Consider the following 24,004-nt stretch of genomic DNA (forward strand, 5'->3'; position numbering starts at 1 on the left):
TTTCAATTAGAAGATGTCTGAATAAATTCTTGTTCAGACATTTGGATTTGTACTCCCAAACAATCGTAGATTGCATGTGGAATATCTTTCAAAGCGTGGATCTTGTCTTTCATTTGATCTGTATATTTACCATACAGAATAGTTGGCACTGGATTTACAGTATGTACATCCACACTCAGATCTTCTAGATTTCCATGATCAGATGTTACAATGAGCTGGTCTTGTTCCGGATCCATTGCATCCAAAACTCCGAGTAAAAAGTCCTCCAAGTCAGAGATACATTTCTCGGCGCCTTTCCAATTCATCTTATGACCTACTTTATCCGTGATAAAGTATTCATAGATACATAACGTATGATCCTTCATTGCAGGAATGATCTCATTTCCTGTTTTGTAAGGGTCTTGGATCTCTAAAACTGGATCATCTTTATCTATAAAATCTTTTCCGAACTTTCTGAGAAAATCACGGCTGATGTCCATATAGAGACCTTTGCCATCTCTAAGATCATCCATATCTTTTAAAGGTTTGTCTGCAGCCATTTGGATGAGAGTAGAAGCGGAAACATGTCTAGGATGTTTTTTTATATGTTCTGCAAATCCTGGAGTATAACAGTTCAATAGATCTGCTTTAAATCCGTTCTCTTCTAAAATCCGAATGATAGAATATTTAGCGATGATACGTTTTAAAGTGAATGTAGGAAATCCACTCATGTGCCGGTTCAGTACCTGACAAGCGTTGATACCAGTCCAAAGAGAAGTCTGTCCAGTTGCGCTTTGGGGAAGTCCTTTGATTCCCATACTTGCGTCCGTTTTGAGATAAATAAGTTCTTGGAGGCGGGAAGGAGAATCTGCCGGGATTGATTTACCGCCTAAGGGTAAAAAAATACCCTTTGAATACTTGGAGAATGGATTTTTATCAGGATTGTTTTCCCCAAAGCCTATTCCGTCTATAAACACATAAAATATCATTTTATTGGCTCGAGAAGTATCGATTATCCTATTGAATTAGACTGATTCTTTATGATGGAATCGCCGATACTAGAAAGGTGAACCCGCGCAAACATAGCAAAAGATCTCGAATTCTAACTCTGATACTGCTATGTATCGTATTGATTTCCATCCCTTTTTTTCCGGGGGCTTGGAAGGATTCGGTTTTCTTCTCTCCTATTCAAATTCTTAGTTTGTACCCTAAACTGAAAAAGGAATCTTTTCTAGACTTAATCCTAGAAAGATTTCAGAACAAATACTATGACCTGGGTTATAGATTTGAATATCTGATGAGAGAAGTTCCTAAACTTGAAACAGACAAGGACGCGGAAGCTTTAGGAAAACTTTTCAGCTCTTCTATCAAATTAAAACAAATCCGTATTTATGATTATAATTATAGAACAATGTATTCCTCAGATCCAAAAGGTCCTGGATTTCATAAAGGACTCAGATTACTCGGAATGCAGGTGCCCAGATCCAGTTGGGTAGAAGATACGGATGGGTTTTTATTATACAGAAATTCTTCCGGAGATCTATATCTTCAAATCTTGAAAGAAGATGGAGATCGAATTGTACAAGAAGCAAGCGGTTCCAAAAAATCATTTTTGCCTCGAGACTTTTCAGAAGGGATCTTGTATTGGGTTTATAAGAAGAAGGAAGAAGATTCCGAACTTTTAGAAACAAATTTGAATCCGGATAGTACATTACTTCCTGATGCTGAAGTTTCTAATTCTGAAGAATCAAAGGCAATGATACATGCATTGCTGGATAAAAATTCCAAATCCCAAAACTTTCTAGTTCGCCCTATTTGGGAAAAAACAATTGCAGATGATCTAGAAATTTTTCTATCACAACCTAGAAAGACAAGAGCAGAAGAGTTATTATTGATCTTAAGTGCTTTCGGAATTTCTTTAATCTCTTTGGTTTGCGGGATACTCGCTTCTAGGATTTTATTCACAATAAGAATGGAGAATCGTTTTTCTGAAAGAGAAGAAGTGATCCAAGTAAAAACCGAGTTGATTCGTTTACTCGGACAATTTAGGGAAAAGACAAAATGATCGGCTTTAAATTCAGACTTATACTCGCTCTTTCTTTTATATTTTCCGTTTCAGTACTTCTTTTGGAACCATACTTTCCTTCCGGGATTTTTTATAAGTCTAGATTGGAATCAGTATTCTCTTCTTTTAATAAAGAGATCTTAGAGTTAGAAAAAAAAATCAGAGAATCAGATCCGGAAGAATTAGATACTAATAATCTATTCCTTCCTGTAAGAACCTTTTTATCTTGGGACTCAAATCTAAAAAACACTCCTAACCTGGAATTTTCAGGAGATAAAGAAAGATATCTATTATCCCAAGCTTGGGAAGGAAAGACTAGTCGTTTTCTTTCTTTAGAGAATGAGCCTGTATTATTTGTTCCATTATATTCAAAGTCAATCGCTGTACTTGCGGTGCTGGATAAGGAAAAATTCAAAATTTCCCTGGACGATAAAATAGAATATTTCGTTCCTGAACCAAGACTTGGGACTTTCCAGGACTGGGAAGAAAAAGGGGACAAGACAGATCCGCGAAAAATTTCAGAAGAAGTTTTGAAGTCCATGAAGGACGGAGGAACCGACTTTAGAGAGATACGCTTAGGAGATAAATTATACAGAGCCTATTACGCATTCTATCCGGAAGATAAGATTGGATTTATCCAAGGGATCTTGCTCTTAGTTCCTTATGAACGTAATATTTTCTTAATATTATTCCCTGTATTTTTTGGGTTATTATTCCTACTGGATACATGCATTCTTTTAGTCAGAAAGAATAAGTCCTCTTCTTCTTATGCAAAAGCAGATGTATCCAAACTAATCCAAACTCTTTCTCAAAGGATAGAAGAAAGTAATTTTAAACAGGTGGAAGCCGCAAAACTGCACGAGATCGCCGATATTCCTGAAATAGTAACCGTTCCTCCTGTTTTAGAGACGAAACCGAATGCAAGCGGCACATTCTATGTTTTGCCTTTTGATCTACCTGGAGATTCTTTTCTAACTCCTAAATTTTTAAGAGAGAAGAAGGAGCCAATTCATATAGAAAGAGAGGTGGCATCTGCTCCTTCTGCTGTATCCGTTGCGGAAATGCCGGAAGCTCTACAGAAAAAGAGAGATTCTATCTTTACTGATGAACTCGCAAGGCTTGTGGAGAAGGTTAAATCTACTTCTCCTGAAATTCCTCAGATAGAAATTTCAGATCGCCCTAAGGATTCAGGCCTTTTAGCAAAAGCGCTTAGAGTAACTGGACTTGCCGAGATTGGTCTGAAGGCAGCAAGGGGACTTGCTCCTCAACATAAATCCAGGTTTTTCCTTTGGGCGAGAGCTTGGTGGGGAATTCGTAAAACTGATCCAAATGAAGAACTTCCTCTTTCTGAAAAATTCAGAGGCTGGTTGGATAAACAGCCTATCCGCGAAAAAAGAAAGATCCTAGAAGTATTAGATGAGATCCATCAAGGTTTGGATTCTCCTATATCTTCCTTATTAAAATATTATCTTACAATTTTCTCTTCTCTTCATTTGAAATCTTTTAGTATTCATTTTTACGATAGAAGAAGAGGAGCTTACCTTCCTGTAGTATCTTATGGATTACAACCTTATAGCCGTCAGAATATGATTTTCTTATATGGAGATCAGTTCCTAGGAAAAGAAGTGGGAGATGTTTCTATCATAGACGTTACTGAAGAAAGACGTACTGATCATTTTTTCCGTAAAAAATTTGACTCCGCGGATTTGGATGGGGTGATGAGGATTGTTTCCTTCCCACTTTTTAGATCTGGTTTGGATTTTAGATTCTTTCTGATGTTCCCAGATCCACCTAATAATGATTTGGCGGAACAAATTAGAGAGAATGTAGAAAATTCTATAGAACCTGTAGAAGATGCATTTTTACAATTGGAGATTGAGCAGGCTTCTCATGCCATTCAGGACAAAAGAGATTTAGTCCAAATTCAATTTTTACTTCTTCGTTGGGCAACCCATGGTGAAAGAAGTAGATGTAATCTATACAAGATCAAATGTACAGGTGACTTGGATTATTCTTCCATAGACAAATGGAGAAAGGATGTTCTGGAGGAGGTCCAACCTAGGCTTGGATCGGAAGATTATGGTTTTGGAGTTTCTCCTTCTGAAATTTTTGTTCTGTCCAGAGAAGAGAGAGAATCTGAACTGAAAATGATCCTGGATTCTATAGGTAAAGAATATAAGATCACTCCACTTCCTTATCCGGAAAACGGAAAAAATTTATACACTTATATTTAATATTTTCCTGTCGGATAGGATCTAATCTGAAATGCGCGCCTTCTGTTATATCATTCTGTTTTGTGTAAGTTTATCTTCTTCTTATCCCCAAGAAGAAAATAGAAGAGAATGGAATAAGGCCGCAAAACAAAAAGTTCTACTTCTTCATCAAAGTGGAAAAGAAGCCGAGAGCCTTCCTTTCTTAGAAGAATACGTCAAAAAAAATCCAAGCGAGTTGATCTATAAACTGTATCTGGCTCGGGCTCTTTTTTGGAGAGCTGACTTGGAATTGCCTGGCCATTCCGAAGACGTTTTTTCTAGAATGGAGAAGGTCCGAAAGATTCGAGACAATTACCTCCGAGCGGCGAGTCTTTTCGAAGAGAATGTTGGATATTTAGTTAAGGTAAGTCCTAGAGATCCTGATTTGGGAAAATGGACCTTTTTATGGGCAATGTCAGAATGGTATGCTGGCAGGGAAGACCGGGCAATTCAGCTATTTAAGAAGTCTTTTAAACATGATTTTCGTTTGAACCAGGCAAACTATAATATCGCCGCCATTTACGAAAACCTGGGACAGATACTAGATTCTCAAATTTATTACGGAACCTACTTGAAAAACGAAAAGGAACTGAAAGAAGAGGAGTAATGGCCCGTGTCGAAAGAAGATTTCAGATGCTCCTCACCGAGGAAGAATTCGAATTATTAAGGACTGAGGCGGAGAAAAGAGACCTCTCCGCTTCTGAGTTACTTCGCTCCTGTTTTAGGAACGAAGTTTTTAAATCAGATTCCTACCAAAGATTAGAAGCTTTGAGAGAATTATCTAAAATTTATCCGGAAGCGAAAGTTTGAAATTATTAGTCTCTTCGGATTGTTTTAGGGAATTGGTGCTTGGAAATTCCTCTTCTCGTCGTTCAGTATCGAACGCGATCGAATCACTTACCAAAAAAAATCATATTTTCGTTTTGGCCCTTCCAAGTTTGGATGCTGTCCTTGAAAAAGAATCTGATCCCTTAACAAGAGAGATCATCTGGAACCAATGTAAAAATTTATTCTTGGATTTTCTTCCTATTAGAAAGGAAGAGATCTCACTTGCGATACGACTTTCTTCTTCTAAGAGCTTAGAATGGAAAGAATGGCTGGAGATTGCTACAGCTTCTTTGGCTGATTTAGATGGGATTTTATGTACGAATCCTAAATGGAAAGAGCAGAATCTAGTAAAGATCTTACTCGCTCAGGAAATAGACCTCGACGGGGTCGCTTAAAGGACTGAGTTGATCCGGTCCATTTTCCGGATCGTAAACTGCGTTATAAGCTGCAACTTTGAAATAATACGTTAGTCCCTTTTGGAAGAATAAAAGTTTTTTGTCGTAAGGGTCCTTACGAGGTTTCTTTTTTTTCTTTTTGGTTTTTGGACTTTCGTCCTCATCATCATTTTCTTCCGGTTTTTCTGCGTTCAAAGAAATGAGTCTATTGTCGATACACTGACAAAGTTTTGGACCACTCATATCGTTACGCTTAGGACAAGTGGAATCATCACCCAAGATCGGATCCAAATACTCGCTCATTGGATGTTTGGTCTTACCTTTAGTGGTCAGAACAGGCATCTTACCTTTCGACAATTCTTTGCTAGTACCTTTTAAGATACCAACCATACGATTTGGGCCGACTCCATAATGGATTACATAGCCACCTTTTTGCTGCACATTCCTTTCTGGGTTTTGGGTCCAGCTTAAACAAACTTTTGGACCTCCAGCTTCGGAATCATAATCATCGAAGTTTACTATTTTTAAACCGGCTGGTCTGACCGGAGGAACTGTTTCTCTATAAGAAAATGTTAATGCTTCTAATTCAGGACTAGATTTTGATCCAGAATCAGTCTTAAATTTTACCTTTACTTGGTAATATTTGAAATAAGGGAGTTTGTTTCCCCAGGCTTTATCCAATGGAATACGATAGCTGGAAGATTTTCCCTTAGGAGAACTTTCTTCTTCAGTTTCTCTATATGGATCATCTTCTTTGAATTCTTCTTCTATCTTTCTTAGATCGATTGATCTCCAAGCAGGATATTCTTCCGTTTTGGAGAAAATTTTAGGAGAAGATCTGAAGTATAATTCTAATACCGAGGATTTAGGAACATTCGCTTTTAATAATACTGCTTCAGGGATAGAATTGGAAAATTTAGTTTTATAAACAGGAGAAATGGCAGTTCCAAATTTTGCATCTGCCGTAAAGGAAGCCGGATCGTATTTTTGTCCATCATACTGAGTGGATAAAACTTCCGGATCTGGACTTCCTTTGGAGACCAGAAAGTCATCTAACCAACCGTAAAAACTTTCTCCAATTTTAAATGGAGTGCTGTCTTCAGGATGAAAACCAATTCGAATGATTGGTTCTTTGGAAGAAACAGAAGCTCTGTCTGTTTCTTTTCCATTGATATATAATACGATCTCTCTTTGAGCCGGTTTGAAGTGAATTATAAAATGATTCCAATCTGATCTAGAAAGTCTATAATTTCCTGCGAGTTTTAGAGATAGATGTGTTTTGTCCGATTTTTGGAAAAAATTACGAAATTCTAATATTGGAATTTCATCTTTAATTCTAAGATCCCAACCGAATTTTTTCCCTCTGGTGTATAAGTCTTTGGAAAGTAAGATTGCTTCCTTGTCTAGGTTTCCAGGTAATAAGAAGAAGGAGATATAAAATTCTTCTTTAATATCTGGACTCGTGAGAATTCCTTTTGTTTTTCCAGAAATTTTGATCCCGGATCTTTTCCCCACAAAACCTGCTGATCTTTTTCCGGAATGTGCTTTTGCCGCATCAGGAAGATAAGAAGAAGTTAATATTCTGTAACCGCCAGCCTTATCGTCCAGGTCCGCGGCTTCTTTCTCTTCAAAATCTAAAAAAAGATCTGAACCTTCTTTGCGATCGCGAGGGCTTAATTCTAATTTGGAAGCCCCATTTTCGGTGCTTCCCAAACGAACATATTTAAGAACAAATGCACTTAGGGAGAATGAATTGGATTCGGCTGAAATAGAGCCGGAGAAAAAGGAAACAAGACCGACCAAACCTAAGAGATAGACCGGATAAAGGATCTTGTTTCGCATTCTTAAAAGGGGTGTTCCGTTTTTATACGATGGTGTCTAACTGACCCACTCTTCTTTCATGACGTCCTGCTTCGAAAGAAGTATTCAGCCATTTCTGAGCGATGCGGGTAGCAAGTTCTTTGCCTAAAACTCTTCCGCCTAATACCAATACGTTTGCATTGTTATGACGACGAGACATTTCCGCAGTGAACTCGTCATGGCAAAGAGCAGCTCTGATTCCCTTATGACGGTTTGCTGCGATAGAAGCCCCGATGCCTGTGCCACAAAGTGCGATCAAACCATCCACTTCTTTAGAGAGTACTTTTTTGCAGGCGTCTGCGATTACTATAGGATAATCCACAGAGGTTTCGTCGTTAACGCCTAAGTCCAGGATCTCAATCGAGTCCGCTAATTCTTTGCGAAGGAATTCTTTGAGTTCGAATCCACCGTGATCGGAAGCGATGCCAATTTTTTTCATGTTCTAAAGGTACCGTACCTACGTGAATTCTCCGATTCAAGCAATTTACAGCAAGGATCGGAAAATAAGGAAAAGTTTCTTAATCGAAGAGTCCTTCTTTCAAGAAATCGGGAGCAGTCTGGTAGAATTCCCAATGTTGGAAGAAGAGGGCAATATAGGTGTTTTGGAAAGTGGATAAGGGTAGAAGTTTCTCAGATAAGGATTGAAACTCTGCCTGGTGTAATCTTGCTAAAAGTTCTTTTTTGGCTTCTAAAAAGTTGCGCAGATTTTTCTCTTCGAAGGCGGATAGGCGAATAGTCTTCTCGTCTGAGAGCAAAAAGTTTTCGTAATAAGAAAACATAAGCTCTTTAGTTTCTCTATGATGAGAATGGTCTGCGAGTAAGGTCACTTGTTCTTCTTTAGTTAGCCCGGCCATACGAATACATTCTAAACTTTGGTAGGCAGATTTGGCTTCTTGTAAGGCAAGATTTTCAGCGATCTTGGTTCTTTCTTCCGGAGAAAGTTTAGAAGTATAAAATTCCTTCAATTCTTTAGAGGTACTGCCTTGAGATAAGCAATGTCCTATCTTCAGTTTTGTAGGGAAAAATAAAGGAGAAGCGGATATCTGAACGATACCCGCACATAGAAAAGTTAAGATCAGAAGAAAGTGTTTCATTCTATTCTTCCAGAAGATTTAGGCCTTCTTCTCGAATTCCTTCATATATTCTACTAAGGAAATTACACCTTCTTTAGGCATAGAATTATAGATAGAAGCTCTTAGGCCACCGACTAGTCTGTGACCCTCTAGACCATGAAGTCCTTTTTCTTCTGCGCCTGCTAAAAACTTAGATTCTAAATTTTTGTCGTGTAAAGTGAAGACAACGTTCATTACGGATCTTGAATTCGGTTTTACCGGAGCATTATAGAAGGAAGTGGTTTCCAAATAATCATAAAGAATTTTGGCTTTTTCCTCATTGATCTTTTCGATCTTCTCTACTCCACCCAGATCCTTTAACCATTCGAATACAAGTTTGGCCATATAGATAGAATATGTAGGAGGAGTATTATACATGGATTTATTTTTTGCAGTAAGTGCATAATCCATCAGTATAGGAACAGTTCTACTGGAACGTCCAAGTAGATCTTTACGAATGATCAGAACGCTTAAACCGGAAGGTCCGATATTTTTCTGTGCTCCCGCAAAAATTGCACCGAACTTACTTACATCTATCTTTCTAGAAAGAATTTCAGAAGTCATGTCCGCGATTAGAGGAGCCTTAGTGATAGTCGGAATGGTTACATAACGAGTTCCTAATAAAGTATTATTAGAAGTAATATATATATATGCCGCTCCAGGATTTACCATGGAGTCATTTAGTTCAGGAGACTCTGTATACTTATGATCTTCTCCGTCATAAATTTTTTTGACAGGATTGAATCTAAGTGCTTCTTCCATTGCTTTCTTAGCCCAGATACCTGTGACAGCAAAGTCAGCAGACTCTCCATCTTTCAGAAGATTTAAGGGTAGGGCGGAGAAGTGGAGGCTAGCTCCTCCGGAAAGAAACATAATTTCGTAATTTTCCGGAACAGATAATAATTCTCTGAGCAAGGAAAGGGAAGTATCCAGGACTTCTTCAAAAAGTTTTCCCCTATGACTATCTTCCATAATGGACATACCGGATCCGCGGTAGTTCAGAAACTCGGAGGCTGCCTTCTCCATGACTGGAGTAGGTAACATCGCAGGACCTGCGCAAAAATTGTAGATTCGGCGCTCAAATTTGCTCATGAGGTTAGGGTAAAAACCAGGTCTTGGGAGGCAACTTCTTACTGTTCCTACATTCTAGAAGAATCGAAAAATCCTTGGCAGAGTCCTATCTAGAATCATAAGATAGCCATTCGTCTCTCCCAAGTTTGGGGGTATTCGTTTTTCAAAGGAGTTCCATAATGTCACGGATTCGACTGGCCGTATTTCTAATCTTCCTCGGAAGTTTTAGCTTTCCGATCTTCGCCCAAGAGGGGCCTAAACTTGGAGAAAAGGAAGTTCGTTCTTCCGGAAAAGTGAACTTCGTCAATAGGTCTGCTGCAAGAGCAGATGAAGAGACAAAAGGAAGTAACGCAAGAACCGGTGCTGGACTTTCCGAAGCATTAAAAAAAGATCCTAAGTCAGCAGCTTCTGCAGATGGGATCACTGCGCTCCGTATTCTTCCTGATGAGAAAGAAAAAAAGTTCGGAGCGGACTTGATCAGCATCGGTAAAGATGCAGATTACGGACATATTAACTCAATCCAAAGGATACTTTCAGGATATGTGAAAGCAAACTTCGGATATTCAGAAGCAAACTCTGATACATTAGCAACTTATATACTTTATTATAATGCGATCCATCGTAAGGGTGCAGATTATGTTAAACGCAAATACAATACTGAAGTTGTAAAGAACTCGCAAAACGATAAGATCGGTATCGGTAGACGTTATACGGAATGGCCTGGAAAAACTCAGATCATTATTCCAATCGTAACCAATATTCTTTCAGATGATGGAAAAGATCTGGATACTGATGAGCTTGAGAAAGAAGTCAATAAAGACCTGGATAAAAAGAAAGAAGGTCAAGACGATAAGAAGAGAATGAACGACCTTCAAAATGAGAAGGCAGAAGAAGAAAAACGTAAACTCCAAGATAAAAAAGAAGAGAATAGAAAAAAACAAGAAGATGCTTCCAACAAAGAAAGGAACGCAGAAAGAGAGATCCAGGAACTGAATAAAGATCCTGTTAAGAATAAACAAAAGATCACTCAAAAACAAGAAGAACGTAAACAGGCCCAACAAGAACAACAGAAGGCCAAAAAAGAAGAACAACAGATAAAAGAAAAAGAGAAGGAGATCGCTAAAAAAGAAGAATCTCGTAAATCTGATTCTAAATCTTCCTCATCTTCTTCTGATTCCAAAAGTTCTTCTTCCGGAGATTCTAAAAAATCCGAAGCTAAGTCCGACGACAATAAGTCCAAGGAAGAAATCAAACAAGAGCTGAAGGAAACTAAAAAAGAATTAGAAACAGTTAAAGAAGAACAGAAGAAAAAAGAAGAATTCGACAAGAACGTTGTCGGAGGAAAAATTCTGTTTCTCAAAACTTTGAAATATACTTCAGATGGACATTATAGCAACGAACTTCACGCATTAGACCCATCCAAAGATGATACAATTTTCAAAGGTGATTTTAACAAGATTTGTGGACGCACATTTGAAGTAGTAGATGGGAAAGCACTTGTAGTTGGTTACGAATCTGATCACTCTGCTGCTCACAAACTTATACTGATCGATCAAGAAACTTTAAAACCTGCTGTTTGGTCCGGTGATTCAGTATTCTGGCGAACTCCGATGATCGTCAAAGGAGACGAGATCTATGCCTTTGAAGAAAGAAATGGAAAATATTATTTAAGCCGTTATGACAAAGGTTTAAAGAAAACTGCTGGAAGTGAAGAAGAGATCAGCCCGAACTCAAACGTTACTTTCTTCGGTGAAAAAATTTACGTTACCGGTAAGGAAGAAGGTTCCGGAAAAACGGAAATCGCAGTGTTCGGTAAAGCGGATCTGAAATTGATCAAGAAGATCAAACCTTAAGATTAGCTGATTGTTAAGAAGAGAAGGCGGGTTTTCACCCGCCTTTTTTATTTCTGGAGAAGCTCCGTGTTTCTTAATTTTTCTTTAAAAGCCAAGCGCCTAAGAATACGGAAACAATTTCAGTAGCCATGCTTAAGTAGATATATTCATTTCCTGGTCCGTCCAAGAAAAGAGTATATAATCTTGCTACAAACAATCCTGCTGCGCTTGCAACCGAAAGAAGAATTGCTTGGGTTTTGAACTCTGGCTTTACTAAACCATAATATACAATAAGCCCAACTCCAAAACATAGGCCTGAATACATTGCTCTGAAGTCCGCGAGCGCAGCACTCGAATGTATTGTATATCCTATCGCATTTGCTAATGGAACTGGAAATAGAAGAAAGGCGATTGTAAATCCGGCATACACCGCCAAGTTTAAAGCCAGAAAAATTTTAGTGATCCAACTTATAAGTGAACCGGTTTGATCTGAAATAGAGTGAGTTTGCATCTTTGTCCTCTCGTTTGGGATGAGAATAAGATACACTGTTTCTGGAAGACAGTCGTCCGGCGTTATAAAGGCTTACACATTTTTCGATAGGAAATCGGAGTTTTTTGAGTAAGTTTCAAAAAAGCCTCATTAAAGGAAGAACGGTTATTAAAACCAACTGTCATTGCGATCTCTAAAACAGTTTTATCAGTTTCAGACAAAAGTTGTTTTGCATCTTCTATCCGATGGTGGTTGATCAAAGAAAAATATCCTTTTCCGATCCTATTATTGATCAGTTCTGAAAATTGGTGAGTTGTCAGAGACAATTCTTTTGCAAGTTCTGCTAAGGACAAATCTTCTCTGCGATGGATCTTTTCTGATTCGAATAGAAAGTTTAATTTTTCTAATATAGAATCAAGTTTTAGACCTTCTAACCTGGTCCTTGAATATTTTGCCTTTGCTAAATCGGATTTAACGGTTTCTGGAAAATCGAAATATTTTCTGCGGATATAATATACAAGTGAAACAGCAAGAGTTACAGTTAAAAGTGCAAGTTTTAGAAAGATAGGACTGAATATGAGTCCGATCATTCCGAAAACAGAAACGATCAAACAATCTAGAGCAAATATCCCAAATAAGATCTTAAATTTCGGTTCGGAGATTTGAGGAAGTATCTTAAAGATTGGAAAAACAAAACTTAAAGAAAAAATTCCTGCTCCCAAGTAGAGGATCCCTGTTCCAGAAATCGGGTCTAAAATATTCCAGTGGATCTGCACGGATGATGGAGATCCGGCATATTCTCCTAATCTGAAAAACAAAATAACTCCCAAACAAAGTAAGAATGGAAGGAAGAAGAGCATATGGACAGACTTATATCTGAAATCTTCCTCCAAAAAAGCTAGAAGAGCTAAAAACGCAAAAGCTGGTGGAAGATAGAGAAGAGGAATATTCCAAAGTTTTAGGTTTAGATCCTGGCCAGCATTCGGATTTAAAACCAAAGAACCGGAAAGTTGCATAAATCCTAAAGAGACTAGAGTAAGAGAAAGTAAAACCTGGAATTTATGTTTTCTGTCGGAAGGAAATTCTCCGATTGCGAGCAAAAAGGAAAGAAATCCTCCGAAGAGGATCATCCCGTCAGAAAACCATCCCAATAATTCAGGCATGGTCTTATTGTATTTTAGGAATAGATTAGTCTAATCGAAATTCGAATTAGAAAAATTATCTCATGGAAGTAAGATCTCTGTAAGCTCTTACAACTCCATCAGCTAAAGTTTTAGTGAATGTGAGTGCCACTCTTGCTTTTTCAGAAGCTACCATCACTTCATGAGCGTCCACACTGTTTGGGTCATATACCATTTTTTGAGTGAGTTCGTCAGCTTCTACCTGTAGTTCGTTTACAGAGTTGAATGCATTTCTCATTGCTTCTGAAAAACTTTCGGCAACATAGTCAGGAGCAACTGGCTCTTTGACATCTCCGTAATGACGTTGGTCATCTATCTTTACGGAAACTTTATCTCCCTTAGGAGAAAGAGGAAAACGAGAATCGGAATATCCCGAGTTATAGTTGTACCAAAGTTTGGAATTAAAATCTACGTTCATTCTTCTCTCCTATTAAGCTCTTCCGATTTCTAGGGCCTTGTTGAACATTGCCTTGGATCCGTTGATCATCTGGACGTTTGCCTCGTAAGATCTAGAAGCAGAGATCATGTCCGTCATTTCGGTGACTATATTTACGTTCGGCATTTCTACATAGCCTTTTTTAGGTCCGATCTGGATCGCGTCTGGGTGGGTAGGATCATAAGTTAATCTTAAAGGACTCATATCCTTCTCGATTTTCATTACTTTCACACCTTTACCTTCTCCAGGAGAAAGACCAAAAGGATAAACAGGGCTTTTCCATTTGGTTCTAAGATTTACAGGAGTCAGGATCACTCTGTCCCTGCGGAAAGGGCCATCACCATTTGTATTTCTGGTAGTGGTTGCGTTCGCGATATTGTTTCCGATCACATCCATACGGAGTCTCTGAGCGGAAAGTCCAGTGGCGGAGATATTAACTGCGCTAAATAGTCCCATCTTCTTCCTCTAAATCTTAGCTATGTCTCTATTGAGATTAAGCTAACCTCATCACGTTCTTCAAATCACGGAAGTTCGCATTCAGTCTTTCGACCATCATCATGTATTGCATTTGAGAGTTGGAAGCTTCCATTACTTCTTTCTCAGGATCCACGTTATTTCCATCTGCTCTGACTGTGGTCAGATAATCTATACTCGTCTTAGGCTTTACGGATTTATAATCTAATGGAGTGAAAAAGGAAATATGACGTTCATCTTCGATCCTAGTTGGGATCGCTTTAGAAGCTTCTATCTTTTCGGATTCCAATGCTCTTTTGATCATGGATTCAAAAAGTACTTCGCTTCTTTTAAAATGGGGAACATCCGCATTTGCGATATTGTCTGCGAGGACTTTTCTTTTCATAGAGGCGGCGTTCATTCCCTTCTCTAGTAAGTCCTGAGTCTTCATGAAATGTGTTTTTTGGAACATAAAGCTCTCCCATATAAAATTTCGGTTGAATTTCAAAATTCCCAAAGATAAAAAAAGAAATCTGGCCGAAAATTTCTCAGAAAAGGCCAAAAAAGGACTCAAATCGAAAATGGGTGAAAATTCGGAGATTATCGAGATCAAGCCGGAGCTGACTGCCCTTTTTAACGACTATTACGCATTTCGAAACCAGTTGATGGACGCAATTGCCAAAAAACCGGTTAAAATCGTCTTGGATCTGGGCAAAATTCCTGTGATGAATTCCATTTCTATCAGTTCGCTGGTTTGGTTTTGCAAAAATGCGAAGTTAGAAGGGATTGAGATCGATATTAGAGAGATACATCCTGATTTGATGAAAACTTTCGAAGTTCTCAAGATCGACGAATACTTTCAACGAATCTAAAATTCTCAAGACCAGCTTCTCGCAATACCCCTGCTCTTAGGCTTAAGGGCTTCGGGAATTCCCTGGACATCCTTACTACGCGGTATAGCTTGGCTTCCATGAAAAAAATTCTTTTTTCCATAGCAGTCTTATCCTTATTCATAGGCTGCCAACCTCCTCTACAGGAGAGAATCTTAGGTATATGGGAAAGAACTTCCGTTTGTACAGCAGACGGACAGTGTAAAAATTCAGAGCCGGGCAAGGCTCCTAAACTTTCTATCTTCAGACCTGGACTTGCGATTTACGAGAATCCGGAAGATCCTGAAAACCAACGCAGAATAGAATATGAGTTTTATGAAAAAGAAACCAAGTCGAGAGAGCCTGAACTTATATTTAGGTTTTTGAATCTAGGATTCGATATTCGTTATATTGTGAAAAAAGCGAATAAAGAAACTCTGGAGTTATCCAATCCGGATCTGAACAATACCGAAATTTATAAAAAATTAGGCCCTGCTCCAGAATGATTTTTTGTCGGAAGAAACTTTCTGCAATCCTCCTAGGCTCTATACTTCTATTCGGAGTTGGCCTAGGATCTAAGGAAACCGAAACTTCCGACGAAAACCAATCCATACTTGCCCCTTCTCCTGAAGGGGAATTGCCACTTCCTCCTCAGCCCACAGACCAAAGCGAAGTTTCTAGAAGAAAATACCTGATCTTAGCTTTAAATACGGAAACAATCAATCTATTAAGATCGAATGCTTTAGCTCGTGCCCAAGCGAATATAGAACGTTTGAAAAAGTTAGATCCGGATTGTTTAGAATATCATTATCTTAACGGCGCATATTTGTACGTGATAGGAAGATATCCGCAATCCAAAAAAGCACTTTTGAAAGCTGTGGAGATTAACCCAAGTCACGATCCATCTTATTATCTTCTTGGAATGATTTTTGTAAGAAGAAGTAAATGGGAATCTTCTGTTCAATACTTCCAGAAAGCAGTGGAACTTGCGAATTATAATCCTTTTTACAGATTGAATATGGCTCTGGCTTATTTTGAAACAGGGCAATATCTAAAAGCAAAAGCAGAAGCGGAGAAGGGTATAGAACTCAAACCTAATTACAGGAACTTAAAACTGATCTTACTAAAAGTGAATTTTCTTTTAGGAAATAAAGCGGATGCTTTGGCTCAGTGTAAGGAATTTGCAAAAGAAGGTTTTGTTCACAGAGAATTTGCTTATATCTACGCAAGACTTGCAATGGATATAGATAAGAATTTCCGTAAAGCGATCAAACTTTATAATCAATTTCCTGATCTTCCATTTAACGAAAAAAGATTTTTAGCTCATGCATACTTTCATACTTCGAATTACAGAGCTTCTGCAAATGTGTATTCTATAATTTCAGGATCTAAAATACTATCAGAAGAAGATAGAGTAAATTATCTCAGGTCTTTAGTGTATATCAAAGATTATAGAAGACTAGAATCTTTTGTAGCTTCTTGGATGTTAGAAGAGCCTGAAAAAAAATTAAAGATCCAAGAAGCTTTGGATACTGCGGAACTTCTGAGAGAGAACGATCCAAAAGTGTATCATATGCTTCCTTCTCGTTCTCCTTATTAATAATTAATTATTCCGTTACTTCTTCCTTTTTAGTAGGAAAGCGAAGAATATAAAAGATTACGCATATACCAATTATTGCCATTCCAATTCTTACATAAATGATCGGTGCAAAAATTGCACTGATAGTCATAGTAATCACTATTGTAGAAACAGAGATGATCTTTGCTTTAAGAGGGATTGCCTTATGGATTCTCCAGTCTCTGATAAAACTTCCGAAATATTTATTATTCATCAGCCAGTTATAGAACTTTTGAGAAGCCCTTGCATAACAAGCCGCGGTTAAAAGTAAGAATGGAGTGGTGGGCAGAACCGGGGTGAAGATACCGATAATTCCCAGAATCAAGGATATAGTTCCTATTATGATTAATAAATAACGAACGAATCCATATTTATGAAGTTTTACTTCGTGGCTATAATCCTTTTGTTCTGCCAATGGGTGCCTCTTGCCTAAGTTCTGGGACTTACTACAATAAAAAAGGGAGGCTTAAAGCCTCCCTTTTGCAAGAATCATTTCCGTTGTTTTTCGGAAAATTCTTATCAGGTATCCTTGAGTGCAGTCACGATTTCTTGGGTGGCTTTTTTACCATCTTGGAAATACATGAGGCAGTTTTCTTGGATGAATAGCGGGTTAGGAACTCCTGCAAATCCTGGGCTCAAAGAACGTTTGATCACGATGATGGTTTTTGCTTTATCCACATCTAAGATCGGCATTCCTGCGATAGGAGAACCTGGATCTGTTTTTGCCAGAGGGTTTACCACGTCGTTCGCACCGTTGATGATTACTACGTCTACAGTGTTGAAAGTAGGATTGATCTCATCCATTTCTTTCATTTTGTCGTAAGGAATATCAGCTTCTGCTAATAGAACGTTCATATGACCAGGCATCCTTCCAGCAACCGGGTGGATCGCGAATTCAACTTCGATACCTTTATCAGTAAGTTGGTTGTAAAGTTCACGAACTGCGTGCTGAGCTTGAGCAACTGCCATTCCGTAACCAGGAACGATAACCACTCTTTGTGCCATATCCAGTAACATTGCCACTTCTTCTGCAGAAGTTGCTTTTGTTTTTCCTGTATAGATATCTCCAGAATCCGCGGAAGAAGGAGCTGCTCCAAGTCCTCCGAAAAGAACGTTTGGAAGAGAACGGTTCATCGCCTTACACATTATCTGAGTGAGAAGGATACCGGAAGCTCCTACAAGAGATCCGGAGATGATAAGAACATTGTTTCCTAAAACGAATCCAGTTGCAGAAGCTGCAAGTCCTGAATAAGAGTTAAGAAGAGCGATTACCACCGGCATATCCGCTCCACCGATTGGAATTACTAACAGAACTCCAAGGATAGAAGCTACAAGTACGATGTACCAGTACCACTCAATCTTAGTAGGCTCGATTACATTTAAATAACCTAAATAAAGTGAACCAATTAAGAATAAAACTTTTACGATCTGGTCTCCGAAGTAACGAACCGCTTTTTCAGAAATCAAACCTTGTAGTTTTCCGAAAGCGATCAAACTTCCTGTAAGAGTCACAGCTCCGATAATTCCGGTTGCTGCAGTAGAGATTGTGAACTGAAGATCTGCAAGTTGTGCAGTATCATGACCGGGTTGTAGGATCTCCATCAAAGAGTTTCCACCAACTAAGAAGGAAGCAAGTCCTCCAAGTCCGTTCAGAAGTGCCACTAACTGAGGCATTCCAGTCATTTCTACTTTAAGAGCGATAAAAGTTCCGATTGCAGTTCCTACTAAGAGTGCCGCACCGATAATAATGATATCGCTTTGGTTGATAGTTCCGTATTCGAAGAATACTCCTACAACTGCTAGGAACATACCAAATGCTCCAGTAAAGTTTCCCTTTACTGCAGTTTTAGGATGAGAAAGTAACTTTAATCCAATGATAAAAAGGATACTTGAAACTAGATAAATGAGGTTGATATACGCTTTTTCCATTTATACATTAATCCTTTTTCTTGAACATTCCCAACATGCGGTGAGTTACTACGAACCCTCCGATCACGTTGACGGTTGCTGCAACGATTGCGATAAATCCTAATACTTGAATAATCCAATGATTTGTAGTATGAAGAGTTAATATCGCTCCGATGACTGTGATCCCCGAAATGGCATTAGAGCCTGACATAAGAGGGGTATGTAATAAAGGGGGAATACGGTTGATGACCTCGATTCCTACGAACACTGCGATTAAAAATATCGTCAGGTAGCTTACGAACTGTTCCATATTAGCTTCCTATGGACGGCGGCGGGAGAAAATTCCTCAAAACCGATGCCTTAAAATCTGTTCGTTCACTTTTCCGGGATGCCTGCTTCCTGAAAACCCTTTTTTCGAAGCAAGCAGGAGTCGCATTTTCCGCAGGGTTTGCCTCCGACGGGATCATAGCAAGAATGAGTCATTGAAAACGGAACACCTAATTTAGAGCCCAATAACACGATCTCTTTTTTATCTAAGAATTGCAAAGGTGTGCAGATCTCAAGTGGATGACCTTCTGATCCTGTTTTGGTCCCTATACGGATCGCATCAGAATAGGCTTTTATAAATTCAGGTCTACAATCTGGATAACCAGAATAATCCAAAGCATTCACTCCAATATAGAGTCTTTGGGCTCCGATACCTTCCGCCAAAGAAACTCCGAAAGATAAAAACAAAATATTCCTTCCAGGAACATAAGTGTTTGGGATCTTTGAATGCCCCAAAGAATTTTTAGGCACCTTGATCTTCTTTTCAGTAAGAGATGAACCTTGGAAAAAATCAGGATTCAATTTTTGGATCAGATGTGGTACTTCCAAAAGTTTTGTGATCTTTTTGGCAGATTTGAGTTCTTGTTTATGTTTTTGATTATAATCGAAGGAAAGAGCAATAGGAGAATAACCATCTTGGATTGCTTGGTACAAACAAGTGGTAGAATCTAATCCGCCTGAGAAAAGAACAATAGCCTTCGGATTTTTAGATTGAGATTTCGTTCGAACACTGTTCGACTTGGAAGAAGAACTCATCTTTTATTTCTCAGAAGGTCCGTTATAAACACATGCACTAGTACAGGTTTCGTTTAAAGTGATCTTGTATAAAAGAGAAAGTTGAGGTTTTAGTTTTTTCCACAACCAGATGCTGATATTCTCGCTGGTTGGATTTTCTAAACCTTCTATTTCGTTTAGAAGATAATGATCTAAATAGTTTTCAAGTAAAGGTTTAACAACCTTGCTGACTTCTGCGAAGTCCATTAACCAACCAGTTTTTTCGTCCACCTTACCTTTCAGATGTAATTTGAATCGAAAGCTGTGGCCATGCATCCTTCTACACTTATGACCTTCCGGAACGTTCGGTAAGAAGTGAGCGGCATCGAAACGAAATTCTTTGGTAAGTTCTATTTCTTCCATTTAGATGTTGGACGAATGGTTGATTCTGAAAAATGAAAGTCCGGTTTCGGAGTACCGATCCGGAAACACGCAGACCGACTACGAAGTCGGTCTTAAGAAGGTTCAGTAGCGGATTACTTTTTAACCAGTTCTTTCAGGATTTCCTGTTTTTTCTGGTCCTTCTGAAATTCGTTTAATACCAGCCACTCACGTTTGATTTGTTTCTCGTTAATACCTTTTGCTTCCGCGTATTTTTTGAGAAGTTTAGCTGTTTTTTGGTTCATACCAACCAAAATCCGGGCTGTTTCCCCACTGTCAAGTATAGAAGGTTTGTTCTAAAATTGCCGAATTAAAATGAGTTCCAGCTTATCAGGTCAAAATGAAATACAATTATGTCCTAGATGCTTCCGATCGGGGAGGGGAAAGTTTACGTTTGTAAGGAGCCGATAAGGGATAGATTTCTTCAACCAAAAGTTGAATATCGTAAGTATTGATAATTTTCAAACATAGGAATCGTTAATTTAGATCTTTTGCCTCGTCATAATCAATCCAAAGAGTTAAAAAATATTCGCAGCGGGGAAAGATGAAAAATTGGAAAATCTGGCAAAGGCTTTTATTTTTATCCGCATTTCTTTCCCTCCCTTACCCATTCATAATTTATTTTTTAGTTTCAGAGCAAAACATCCGGATCGGGTTCGCGGAAAAGGAATTATCAGGCGTTCATTTATTAAGAAGCGTAATGCGTCTTTGGAAGGATCAAAAAACCGATTGGTCCGATAGGATTGCAACTTTTGATCACGATTACAAGAATTCGGAACTGAAAGAGGGGATAGCGTCTTCTTGGGAATCATCCAGAAAAGAATTCCCCGATAATGGAACTTCCGAATTGTCGGAAAAACAAATCTCCAATCTTTTAAAATTGAATAATCATATCGGTGATATCTCGAATCTTATATTAGATCCGGATTTGGATACGTACTACTTAATGGACATCGTACTCATACGGATCCCTATGCTTTATAAATTGCTGGAAGAGATCGAGCGACTGAATCAGGAACGGGGCACTAAATTCGAAAGTTTCCAAGTCCGTCTTGTCGCTAAATCCGGAGTCTTAACTGAGACTATTTCTGGCATGGATAGAGGGCTTTCGGTGATACTTGAATCCAGTCCGGAGTATAAAGAACGCCTTCAAGTTCCTTATTCGAATTTTAAGATTGGATTGGAGAACTTAAACGAGCTGATATCAAATGTAATCGATTCAAATGATTATAGGCGACTTTTATCTGAAGAATTGTATAAAAATTCTTTAAACACGGAAGAACTATACAAGGCAGCTTCCAGCTCTCTACAGGCAGGTTTAGTAAAACGAATAAGCGGTTTAAAGGTCCGCAATTATTCCATACTTGCCTTCATTTTCGTTTTGCTTTCAATCCCTGCTATTGGACTAGCGATTACTTTATTCAAAGTATCTTCCCAGATCAGGAAAGTCGTAAAAAGGATGGAAGGTATCGCTGTAGGAAAAGGGGATCTAACTCAACGATTGGATGAGAATGCCGGCGCGGAATTCGGAGAAATAGCGGTAAGTTTTAATACCTTCGTCGAAAGAATTAAATTGGTCTTAACTGATGTAATCAAAGTTACGGAAGGATTAAGGGAGATAGCAGATTTAAATATGTCCGTTTCCGATTCTTTAGAAAAAACTTCTACCGATAATTTTTCCTCGATACAAGAATTGAGCGCTACTACAGAAGAAATCGCTTCCTCTTCGGAATTCGTAACTGGCACGGTTAAACAAGAGATCGAAAGTTTATCTCTTCTAACTGAGAAAGCCGGTGAGCTATCGATCCTCATCGAAAAAATCTCGAACGGGATTCAAATTGTTAAAAACGCAACGGAAAGTATGAAACAAGTCGCAAACGAAAGTGAATCGGATCTAAGTTTCCTTGTAAAGACGATCGAGGGTATTTCCAACAGTTCGGACAAAATTGGAAAAATTGTGGATATTATAAATGAAATTGCAGAAAAAGTGGAATTGCTTGCGCTTAACGCATCCATAGAATCTGCAAGGGCCGGAGAAGCTGGGAGAGGGTTTGCCGTGGTTGCTTCCGAAATAACGAAATTAGCCGATCAGACTTCTCAAAGTATATTAGAAATACGGAAAATAGTGGCGAATAATTCGGAAGAGGCTAAGGCAGGCAAGGTTGCAGTAGATACTTCTGTAAATTCGTGGAGGGTGATCACCTCCGGGGTCGATTCTATTTTTTCAGGATTGAATGAAATGATTCTTCTTCTTCCAGAGGAATTGAAAATTAAGGATAAATTGGAAGAATCTATAATTGCGATAAAAGAAAGATCGATGTTGATCAACGCGAGTACAAACGAACAAAAGAGCGCATTGCAAGAAATAGCATCCAAAGTATATCGGATCAATGAGTCAGTCGAGGAGTCGAACGGGTCGGCAAAAACTTTGAAAGCTCGGGCTTCCGAAATGAATTCGCAAACAAATAGGCTTAGGGACTTAGTCGATTCATTTAGGATTCATTGATCAGCATTCTTGATAAGGACATTCTGCGCCTGCTGGTTCTACTTCCACAGTTGCATGAGGGATATGAAACTCTTTAGTGATATTGCGGATCTTCTCCTTTAATCTCTGAGCTTGGGTTATAGAAGTTTCCTGAACACCCACATGAAGAGTTAGTACATGATAATCTCCATCCATGGACCAAAGATGAAGATCATGAACTGAACGAACCCCTTTCAATTTTAAGATCCGATTTTCTAATTCTTTTGTATCGATACCTTCGGGAGAAGACTGAAGATGTAAAAGAAGTATCTTTCTTAAATTGCGGAAGGATTGGATCCCAACCCAAAGAGAGATAACGATAGATAATACAGGATCCACCCAAGACCATCCGAATACGATCAAGGCAATACTGCCGAAGAATACTGCAACCCATCCCAATACATCTTCTAGAAGATGAAGGAATGCAGTTTTTGCATTTAGACCTGAACTATTCTTTAATTTGAATAATGCTGCTCCGTTTACGATCACACCTAAAATAGAAAGTCCTAACATTCCCCAGCCATTAGGGGAACCTGGTTCATTCAATTTGGTAATAGCAAAGAATAAGATCCCGAAGGATCCTAAAAATAGAACAAAAGAATTTACTAATGCAGCAGAAAGACTGAGTCTTCTGTAACCGAATGTAAATGTTTGGGTCCTTGGTTTTGCTGCGATCTTTTGGAAGATCCAAGCAAGAGCTAAGAAACCACTATCTCCCAGATCATGTAGAGAATCAGAAAGAATTGCTAAGCTATCGAAAAAATATCCGCCTACAAATTCTATCCCTGCAAATCCAAAGTTTAATAGAAATGCAAATAAGAATGCTCGAGAGTTTTCGGGCATAGAACTAGAATGAGGATCACCCGAATGTGAATGAGAGTGTCCATGATGATCATCGTGAGAATGATGATGGTGCCCGTGCATGGATCTAAAATAAAGAACATGTCGAAATTCTTCCAGTCACTTTTTTAGAAATTGGTTGCAGGATAACGGGTTCTCTTTATCGATAAGAGCTGGTATGAGTGAAACTTCGAAAGAACAAGAGTTGGAGATCATCGCAAAAGAAGTGGCTCCTTGTGTTCGATGCAAATTGAATACTACTCGGACCCAAACCGTCTTCGGAGAAGGAAATCCAAACGCTGAAGTCATGTTCATAGGAGAAGGTCCAGGAAAACAAGAGGACCTGACAGGCAGACCATTCGTAGGAAAAGCAGGAGAATTATTAACTAGAATTATAGAAAGAGGGATGGGTGTTCCGAGAGACAGCGTCTATATCGCGAACGTAACTAAATGTAGGCCGACCGTAGATCTAAAATTCGAAAAAGACAGACCTCCAGAAGATGACGAAGTAATCGCATGTTCTCCTTTTTTGCTCAGACAAATTTCTATCATACAACCAAAGGTAATCATAACCTTAGGAAATCCTTCCACTAGATTCATTTTAAGAACAAAAGAAGGGATTACCAAACTTAGAGGACATTGGGGAGATTTTCATGGCATCCCTGTTATGCCTACTTATCATCCCAGCTACGTAATCCGCAACGGTGGGGAGAATAGTCCCTTAAAAAGAGATGTTTGGGAAGATATAAAAAAAGTCTTGGAACGGCTGGATTGGAAACGTCCGGGATAGTATAAACAGATCCGATCCC

The 24,004-nt window shown here is 38.7% G+C and carries 28 protein-coding genes; 11 read left to right on the top strand and 17 right to left on the bottom strand.

All coding sequences use genetic code 11. The annotated features are described in order from the left end of the window. Positions 1-2: 2 nt before the first annotated feature. On the bottom strand, positions 3-968 hold the full coding sequence (locus CH362_RS03060) for an alkaline phosphatase family protein (RefSeq protein ID WP_100708860.1): 966 nt from the start codon (positions 966-968) through the stop codon (positions 3-5). 212 nt (positions 969-1,180) lie between these two features. Here CH362_RS03060 and CH362_RS03065 point away from each other — a divergent pair, with 212 nt between their 5' ends. The 5 genes from CH362_RS03065 to CH362_RS03085 are packed head-to-tail and all read left to right on the top strand — an operon-like array spanning position 1,181 to position 5,519. Next, positions 1,181-2,044 carry a hypothetical protein gene (locus tag CH362_RS03065; protein ID WP_244280459.1) on the top strand — a complete coding sequence of 288 codons (864 nt, stop codon included), beginning with the start codon at positions 1,181-1,183 and terminating at the stop codon, positions 2,042-2,044. Next, positions 2,041-4,278 carry a hypothetical protein gene (locus CH362_RS03070; RefSeq protein WP_100708862.1) on the top strand — a complete coding sequence of 746 codons (2,238 nt, stop codon included), beginning with the start codon at positions 2,041-2,043 and terminating at the stop codon, positions 4,276-4,278. Before CH362_RS03065 ends, CH362_RS03070 begins: the two co-directional genes overlap by 4 nt. Before the next feature lie 31 nt (positions 4,279-4,309). Further along, complete coding sequence (locus CH362_RS03075) at positions 4,310-4,903, top strand: tetratricopeptide repeat protein (RefSeq protein WP_100708863.1); 594 nt, start codon at positions 4,310-4,312, stop codon at positions 4,901-4,903. After that, positions 4,903-5,106: a hypothetical protein gene (locus tag CH362_RS03080; protein WP_036089237.1), complete on the top strand. Its 204-nt coding sequence runs from the start codon at positions 4,903-4,905 to the stop codon at positions 5,104-5,106. Before CH362_RS03075 ends, CH362_RS03080 begins: the two co-directional genes overlap by 1 nt. Then, entirely contained in the window at positions 5,103-5,519 is a 417-nt protein-coding gene (locus tag CH362_RS03085; protein WP_100708864.1) for a hypothetical protein, read from the top strand. The genes CH362_RS03080 and CH362_RS03085 overlap by 4 nt, the downstream gene beginning before the upstream one ends. Here the strand turns inward: CH362_RS03085 and CH362_RS03090 are convergent. The 4 genes from CH362_RS03090 to serC all read right to left on the bottom strand — a co-directional run bounded on the left by CH362_RS03090 (position 5,481) and on the right by serC (position 9,583). Continuing rightward, the gene (locus CH362_RS03090; protein ID WP_100708865.1) at positions 5,481-7,361 is read right to left on the bottom strand and encodes a hypothetical protein; all 1,881 of its coding nucleotides are present in this window, start codon (positions 7,359-7,361) and stop codon (positions 5,481-5,483) included. The two genes, CH362_RS03085 and CH362_RS03090, sit on opposite strands and share 39 nt — an antisense overlap. 22 nt (positions 7,362-7,383) lie before the next feature. Then, positions 7,384-7,818, bottom strand: a complete 435-nt coding sequence (gene rpiB / locus CH362_RS03095) for a ribose 5-phosphate isomerase B (protein ID WP_100708866.1) — start codon at positions 7,816-7,818, stop codon at positions 7,384-7,386. 79 nt (positions 7,819-7,897) lie between these two features. Next, entirely contained in the window at positions 7,898-8,473 is a 576-nt protein-coding gene (locus CH362_RS03100) for a hypothetical protein (protein WP_100708867.1), read from the bottom strand. A gap of 18 nt (positions 8,474-8,491) precedes the next feature. Then, positions 8,492-9,583: a 3-phosphoserine/phosphohydroxythreonine transaminase gene (serC, locus tag CH362_RS03105; RefSeq protein ID WP_100708868.1), complete on the bottom strand. Its 1,092-nt coding sequence runs from the start codon at positions 9,581-9,583 to the stop codon at positions 8,492-8,494. Positions 9,584-9,741: 158 nt separating this feature from the next. On the opposite strand from serC, the gene CH362_RS03110 reads away from it, so the two are divergent. Next, a complete protein-coding gene (locus tag CH362_RS03110; RefSeq protein WP_100708869.1) occupies positions 9,742-11,415 on the top strand; it encodes a P83/100 family protein in 1,674 nt (557 codons plus the stop codon). Between the two features lie 73 nt (positions 11,416-11,488). Here CH362_RS03110 and CH362_RS03115 read toward each other — a convergent pair whose 3' ends face one another. The 5 genes from CH362_RS03115 to flgB form a co-directional block, all read right to left on the bottom strand. Further along, a complete protein-coding gene (locus tag CH362_RS03115; RefSeq protein ID WP_208859520.1) occupies positions 11,489-11,905 on the bottom strand; it encodes a DUF4345 domain-containing protein in 417 nt (138 codons plus the stop codon). 62 nt (positions 11,906-11,967) lie between these two features. Further along, the gene (locus CH362_RS03120; protein ID WP_100708871.1) at positions 11,968-13,047 is read right to left on the bottom strand and encodes a helix-turn-helix domain-containing protein; all 1,080 of its coding nucleotides are present in this window, start codon (positions 13,045-13,047) and stop codon (positions 11,968-11,970) included. Positions 13,048-13,102: 55 nt separating this feature from the next. Next, entirely contained in the window at positions 13,103-13,483 is a 381-nt protein-coding gene (fliE, locus tag CH362_RS03125; protein WP_100708872.1) for a flagellar hook-basal body complex protein FliE, read from the bottom strand. 12 nt (positions 13,484-13,495) lie between these two features. Next, positions 13,496-13,957, bottom strand: a complete 462-nt coding sequence (gene flgC / locus CH362_RS03130) for a flagellar basal body rod protein FlgC (RefSeq protein ID WP_008594730.1) — start codon at positions 13,955-13,957, stop codon at positions 13,496-13,498. A gap of 37 nt (positions 13,958-13,994) precedes the next feature. Further along, positions 13,995-14,426: a flagellar basal body rod protein FlgB gene (gene flgB / locus CH362_RS03135; protein ID WP_100708873.1), complete on the bottom strand. Its 432-nt coding sequence runs from the start codon at positions 14,424-14,426 to the stop codon at positions 13,995-13,997. A gap of 109 nt (positions 14,427-14,535) precedes the next feature. On the opposite strand from flgB, the gene CH362_RS03140 reads away from it, so the two are divergent. From CH362_RS03140 to CH362_RS03150, 3 genes are all read left to right on the top strand, one after another. Continuing rightward, positions 14,536-14,826 (top strand): STAS domain-containing protein, encoded by a 291-nt coding sequence (locus CH362_RS03140; RefSeq protein WP_036089317.1) that lies wholly within the window; start codon positions 14,536-14,538, stop codon positions 14,824-14,826. A 98-nt stretch (positions 14,827-14,924) separates the two neighbouring features. Further along, entirely contained in the window at positions 14,925-15,329 is a 405-nt protein-coding gene (locus tag CH362_RS03145; protein ID WP_244280460.1) for an LIC10301 family lipoprotein, read from the top strand. Next, positions 15,326-16,423, top strand: a complete 1,098-nt coding sequence (locus CH362_RS03150) for a tetratricopeptide repeat protein (protein WP_100708876.1) — start codon at positions 15,326-15,328, stop codon at positions 16,421-16,423. Before CH362_RS03145 ends, CH362_RS03150 begins: the two co-directional genes overlap by 4 nt. 7 nt (positions 16,424-16,430) lie before the next feature. Here CH362_RS03150 and CH362_RS03155 read toward each other — a convergent pair whose 3' ends face one another. From CH362_RS03155 to CH362_RS19225, 6 genes are all read right to left on the bottom strand, one after another. Beyond that, positions 16,431-16,856, bottom strand: a complete 426-nt coding sequence (locus CH362_RS03155) for a YbaN family protein (protein WP_100708877.1) — start codon at positions 16,854-16,856, stop codon at positions 16,431-16,433. Positions 16,857-16,960: 104 nt separating this feature from the next. After that, positions 16,961-18,370, bottom strand: a complete 1,410-nt coding sequence (locus tag CH362_RS03160) for an NAD(P)(+) transhydrogenase (Re/Si-specific) subunit beta (RefSeq protein ID WP_100708878.1) — start codon at positions 18,368-18,370, stop codon at positions 16,961-16,963. Positions 18,371-18,377: 7 nt separating this feature from the next. Then, positions 18,378-18,659 (bottom strand): NAD(P) transhydrogenase subunit alpha part 2, encoded by a 282-nt coding sequence (locus tag CH362_RS03165; protein ID WP_008594681.1) that lies wholly within the window; start codon positions 18,657-18,659, stop codon positions 18,378-18,380. Between the two features lie 65 nt (positions 18,660-18,724). Continuing rightward, positions 18,725-19,432, bottom strand: coding sequence for a 7-cyano-7-deazaguanine synthase QueC (queC, locus tag CH362_RS03170; protein ID WP_100708879.1), 708 nt, complete (start codon positions 19,430-19,432; stop codon positions 18,725-18,727). 3 nt (positions 19,433-19,435) lie between these two features. Continuing rightward, positions 19,436-19,813, bottom strand: coding sequence for a 6-carboxytetrahydropterin synthase QueD (queD, locus tag CH362_RS03175; protein ID WP_086447840.1), 378 nt, complete (start codon positions 19,811-19,813; stop codon positions 19,436-19,438). 113 nt (positions 19,814-19,926) lie between these two features. Continuing rightward, positions 19,927-20,076: a hypothetical protein gene (locus CH362_RS19225; RefSeq protein WP_008594055.1), complete on the bottom strand. Its 150-nt coding sequence runs from the start codon at positions 20,074-20,076 to the stop codon at positions 19,927-19,929. A gap of 299 nt (positions 20,077-20,375) precedes the next feature. Here CH362_RS19225 and CH362_RS03180 point away from each other — a divergent pair, with 299 nt between their 5' ends. Then, positions 20,376-22,337, top strand: coding sequence for a methyl-accepting chemotaxis protein (locus CH362_RS03180; protein ID WP_100708880.1), 1,962 nt, complete (start codon positions 20,376-20,378; stop codon positions 22,335-22,337). On the opposite strand, the gene CH362_RS03185 is transcribed toward CH362_RS03180, so the two are convergent. Further along, a complete protein-coding gene (locus tag CH362_RS03185) occupies positions 22,338-23,279 on the bottom strand; it encodes a cation diffusion facilitator family transporter (RefSeq protein WP_100708881.1) in 942 nt (313 codons plus the stop codon). Between the two features lie 94 nt (positions 23,280-23,373). Here CH362_RS03185 and CH362_RS03190 point away from each other — a divergent pair, with 94 nt between their 5' ends. Next, on the top strand, positions 23,374-23,985 hold the full coding sequence (locus CH362_RS03190; RefSeq protein WP_100709255.1) for a uracil-DNA glycosylase: 612 nt from the start codon (positions 23,374-23,376) through the stop codon (positions 23,983-23,985). Positions 23,986-24,004: the final 19 nt, after the last annotated feature.

This window comes from Leptospira saintgironsiae, assembly GCF_002811765.1.
In the GTDB taxonomy this organism is placed as follows: Bacteria; Spirochaetota; Leptospiria; order Leptospirales; family Leptospiraceae; genus Leptospira_B; species Leptospira_B saintgironsiae.

Bases quoted from the DNA above. Each gene is read 5' to 3' on its own strand.
- CH362_RS03140 (WP_036089317.1), top strand. From the start codon at position 14,536: ATGGGTGAAAATTCGGAGATTATCGAGATCAAGCCGGAGCTGACTGCC.
- fliE (WP_100708872.1), bottom strand. From the start codon at position 13,483: ATGAACGTAGATTTTAATTCCAAACTTTGGTACAACTATAACTCGGGA.
- CH362_RS03110 (WP_100708869.1), top strand. From the start codon at position 9,742: ATGTCACGGATTCGACTGGCCGTATTTCTAATCTTCCTCGGAAGTTTT.
- CH362_RS03160 (WP_100708878.1), bottom strand. From the start codon at position 18,370: ATGGAAAAAGCGTATATCAACCTCATTTATCTAGTTTCAAGTATCCTT.
- CH362_RS03180 (WP_100708880.1), top strand. From the start codon at position 20,376: ATGAAAAATTGGAAAATCTGGCAAAGGCTTTTATTTTTATCCGCATTT.
- CH362_RS03145 (WP_244280460.1), top strand. From the start codon at position 14,925: ATGAAAAAAATTCTTTTTTCCATAGCAGTCTTATCCTTATTCATAGGC.
- flgC (WP_008594730.1), bottom strand. From the start codon at position 13,957: ATGGGACTATTTAGCGCAGTTAATATCTCCGCCACTGGACTTTCCGCT.
- CH362_RS19225 (WP_008594055.1), bottom strand. From the start codon at position 20,076: ATGAACCAAAAAACAGCTAAACTTCTCAAAAAATACGCGGAAGCAAAA.
- CH362_RS03165 (WP_008594681.1), bottom strand. From the start codon at position 18,659: ATGGAACAGTTCGTAAGCTACCTGACGATATTTTTAATCGCAGTGTTC.
- CH362_RS03090 (WP_100708865.1), bottom strand. From the start codon at position 7,361: ATGCGAAACAAGATCCTTTATCCGGTCTATCTCTTAGGTTTGGTCGGT.
- CH362_RS03190 (WP_100709255.1), top strand. From the start codon at position 23,374: ATGAGTGAAACTTCGAAAGAACAAGAGTTGGAGATCATCGCAAAAGAA.
- queD (WP_086447840.1), bottom strand. From the start codon at position 19,813: ATGGAAGAAATAGAACTTACCAAAGAATTTCGTTTCGATGCCGCTCAC.
- CH362_RS03115 (WP_208859520.1), bottom strand. From the start codon at position 11,905: ATGCAAACTCACTCTATTTCAGATCAAACCGGTTCACTTATAAGTTGG.
- CH362_RS03080 (WP_036089237.1), top strand. From the start codon at position 4,903: ATGGCCCGTGTCGAAAGAAGATTTCAGATGCTCCTCACCGAGGAAGAA.
- flgB (WP_100708873.1), bottom strand. From the start codon at position 14,426: ATGTTCCAAAAAACACATTTCATGAAGACTCAGGACTTACTAGAGAAG.
- CH362_RS03150 (WP_100708876.1), top strand. From the start codon at position 15,326: ATGATTTTTTGTCGGAAGAAACTTTCTGCAATCCTCCTAGGCTCTATA.
- CH362_RS03120 (WP_100708871.1), bottom strand. From the start codon at position 13,047: ATGCCTGAATTATTGGGATGGTTTTCTGACGGGATGATCCTCTTCGGA.
- CH362_RS03100 (WP_100708867.1), bottom strand. From the start codon at position 8,473: ATGAAACACTTTCTTCTGATCTTAACTTTTCTATGTGCGGGTATCGTT.
- CH362_RS03070 (WP_100708862.1), top strand. From the start codon at position 2,041: ATGATCGGCTTTAAATTCAGACTTATACTCGCTCTTTCTTTTATATTT.
- CH362_RS03185 (WP_100708881.1), bottom strand. From the start codon at position 23,279: ATGCACGGGCACCATCATCATTCTCACGATGATCATCATGGACACTCT.
- queC (WP_100708879.1), bottom strand. From the start codon at position 19,432: ATGAGTTCTTCTTCCAAGTCGAACAGTGTTCGAACGAAATCTCAATCT.
- serC (WP_100708868.1), bottom strand. From the start codon at position 9,583: ATGAGCAAATTTGAGCGCCGAATCTACAATTTTTGCGCAGGTCCTGCG.
- CH362_RS03075 (WP_100708863.1), top strand. From the start codon at position 4,310: ATGCGCGCCTTCTGTTATATCATTCTGTTTTGTGTAAGTTTATCTTCT.
- rpiB (WP_100708866.1), bottom strand. From the start codon at position 7,818: ATGAAAAAAATTGGCATCGCTTCCGATCACGGTGGATTCGAACTCAAA.
- CH362_RS03060 (WP_100708860.1), bottom strand. From the start codon at position 968: ATGATATTTTATGTGTTTATAGACGGAATAGGCTTTGGGGAAAACAAT.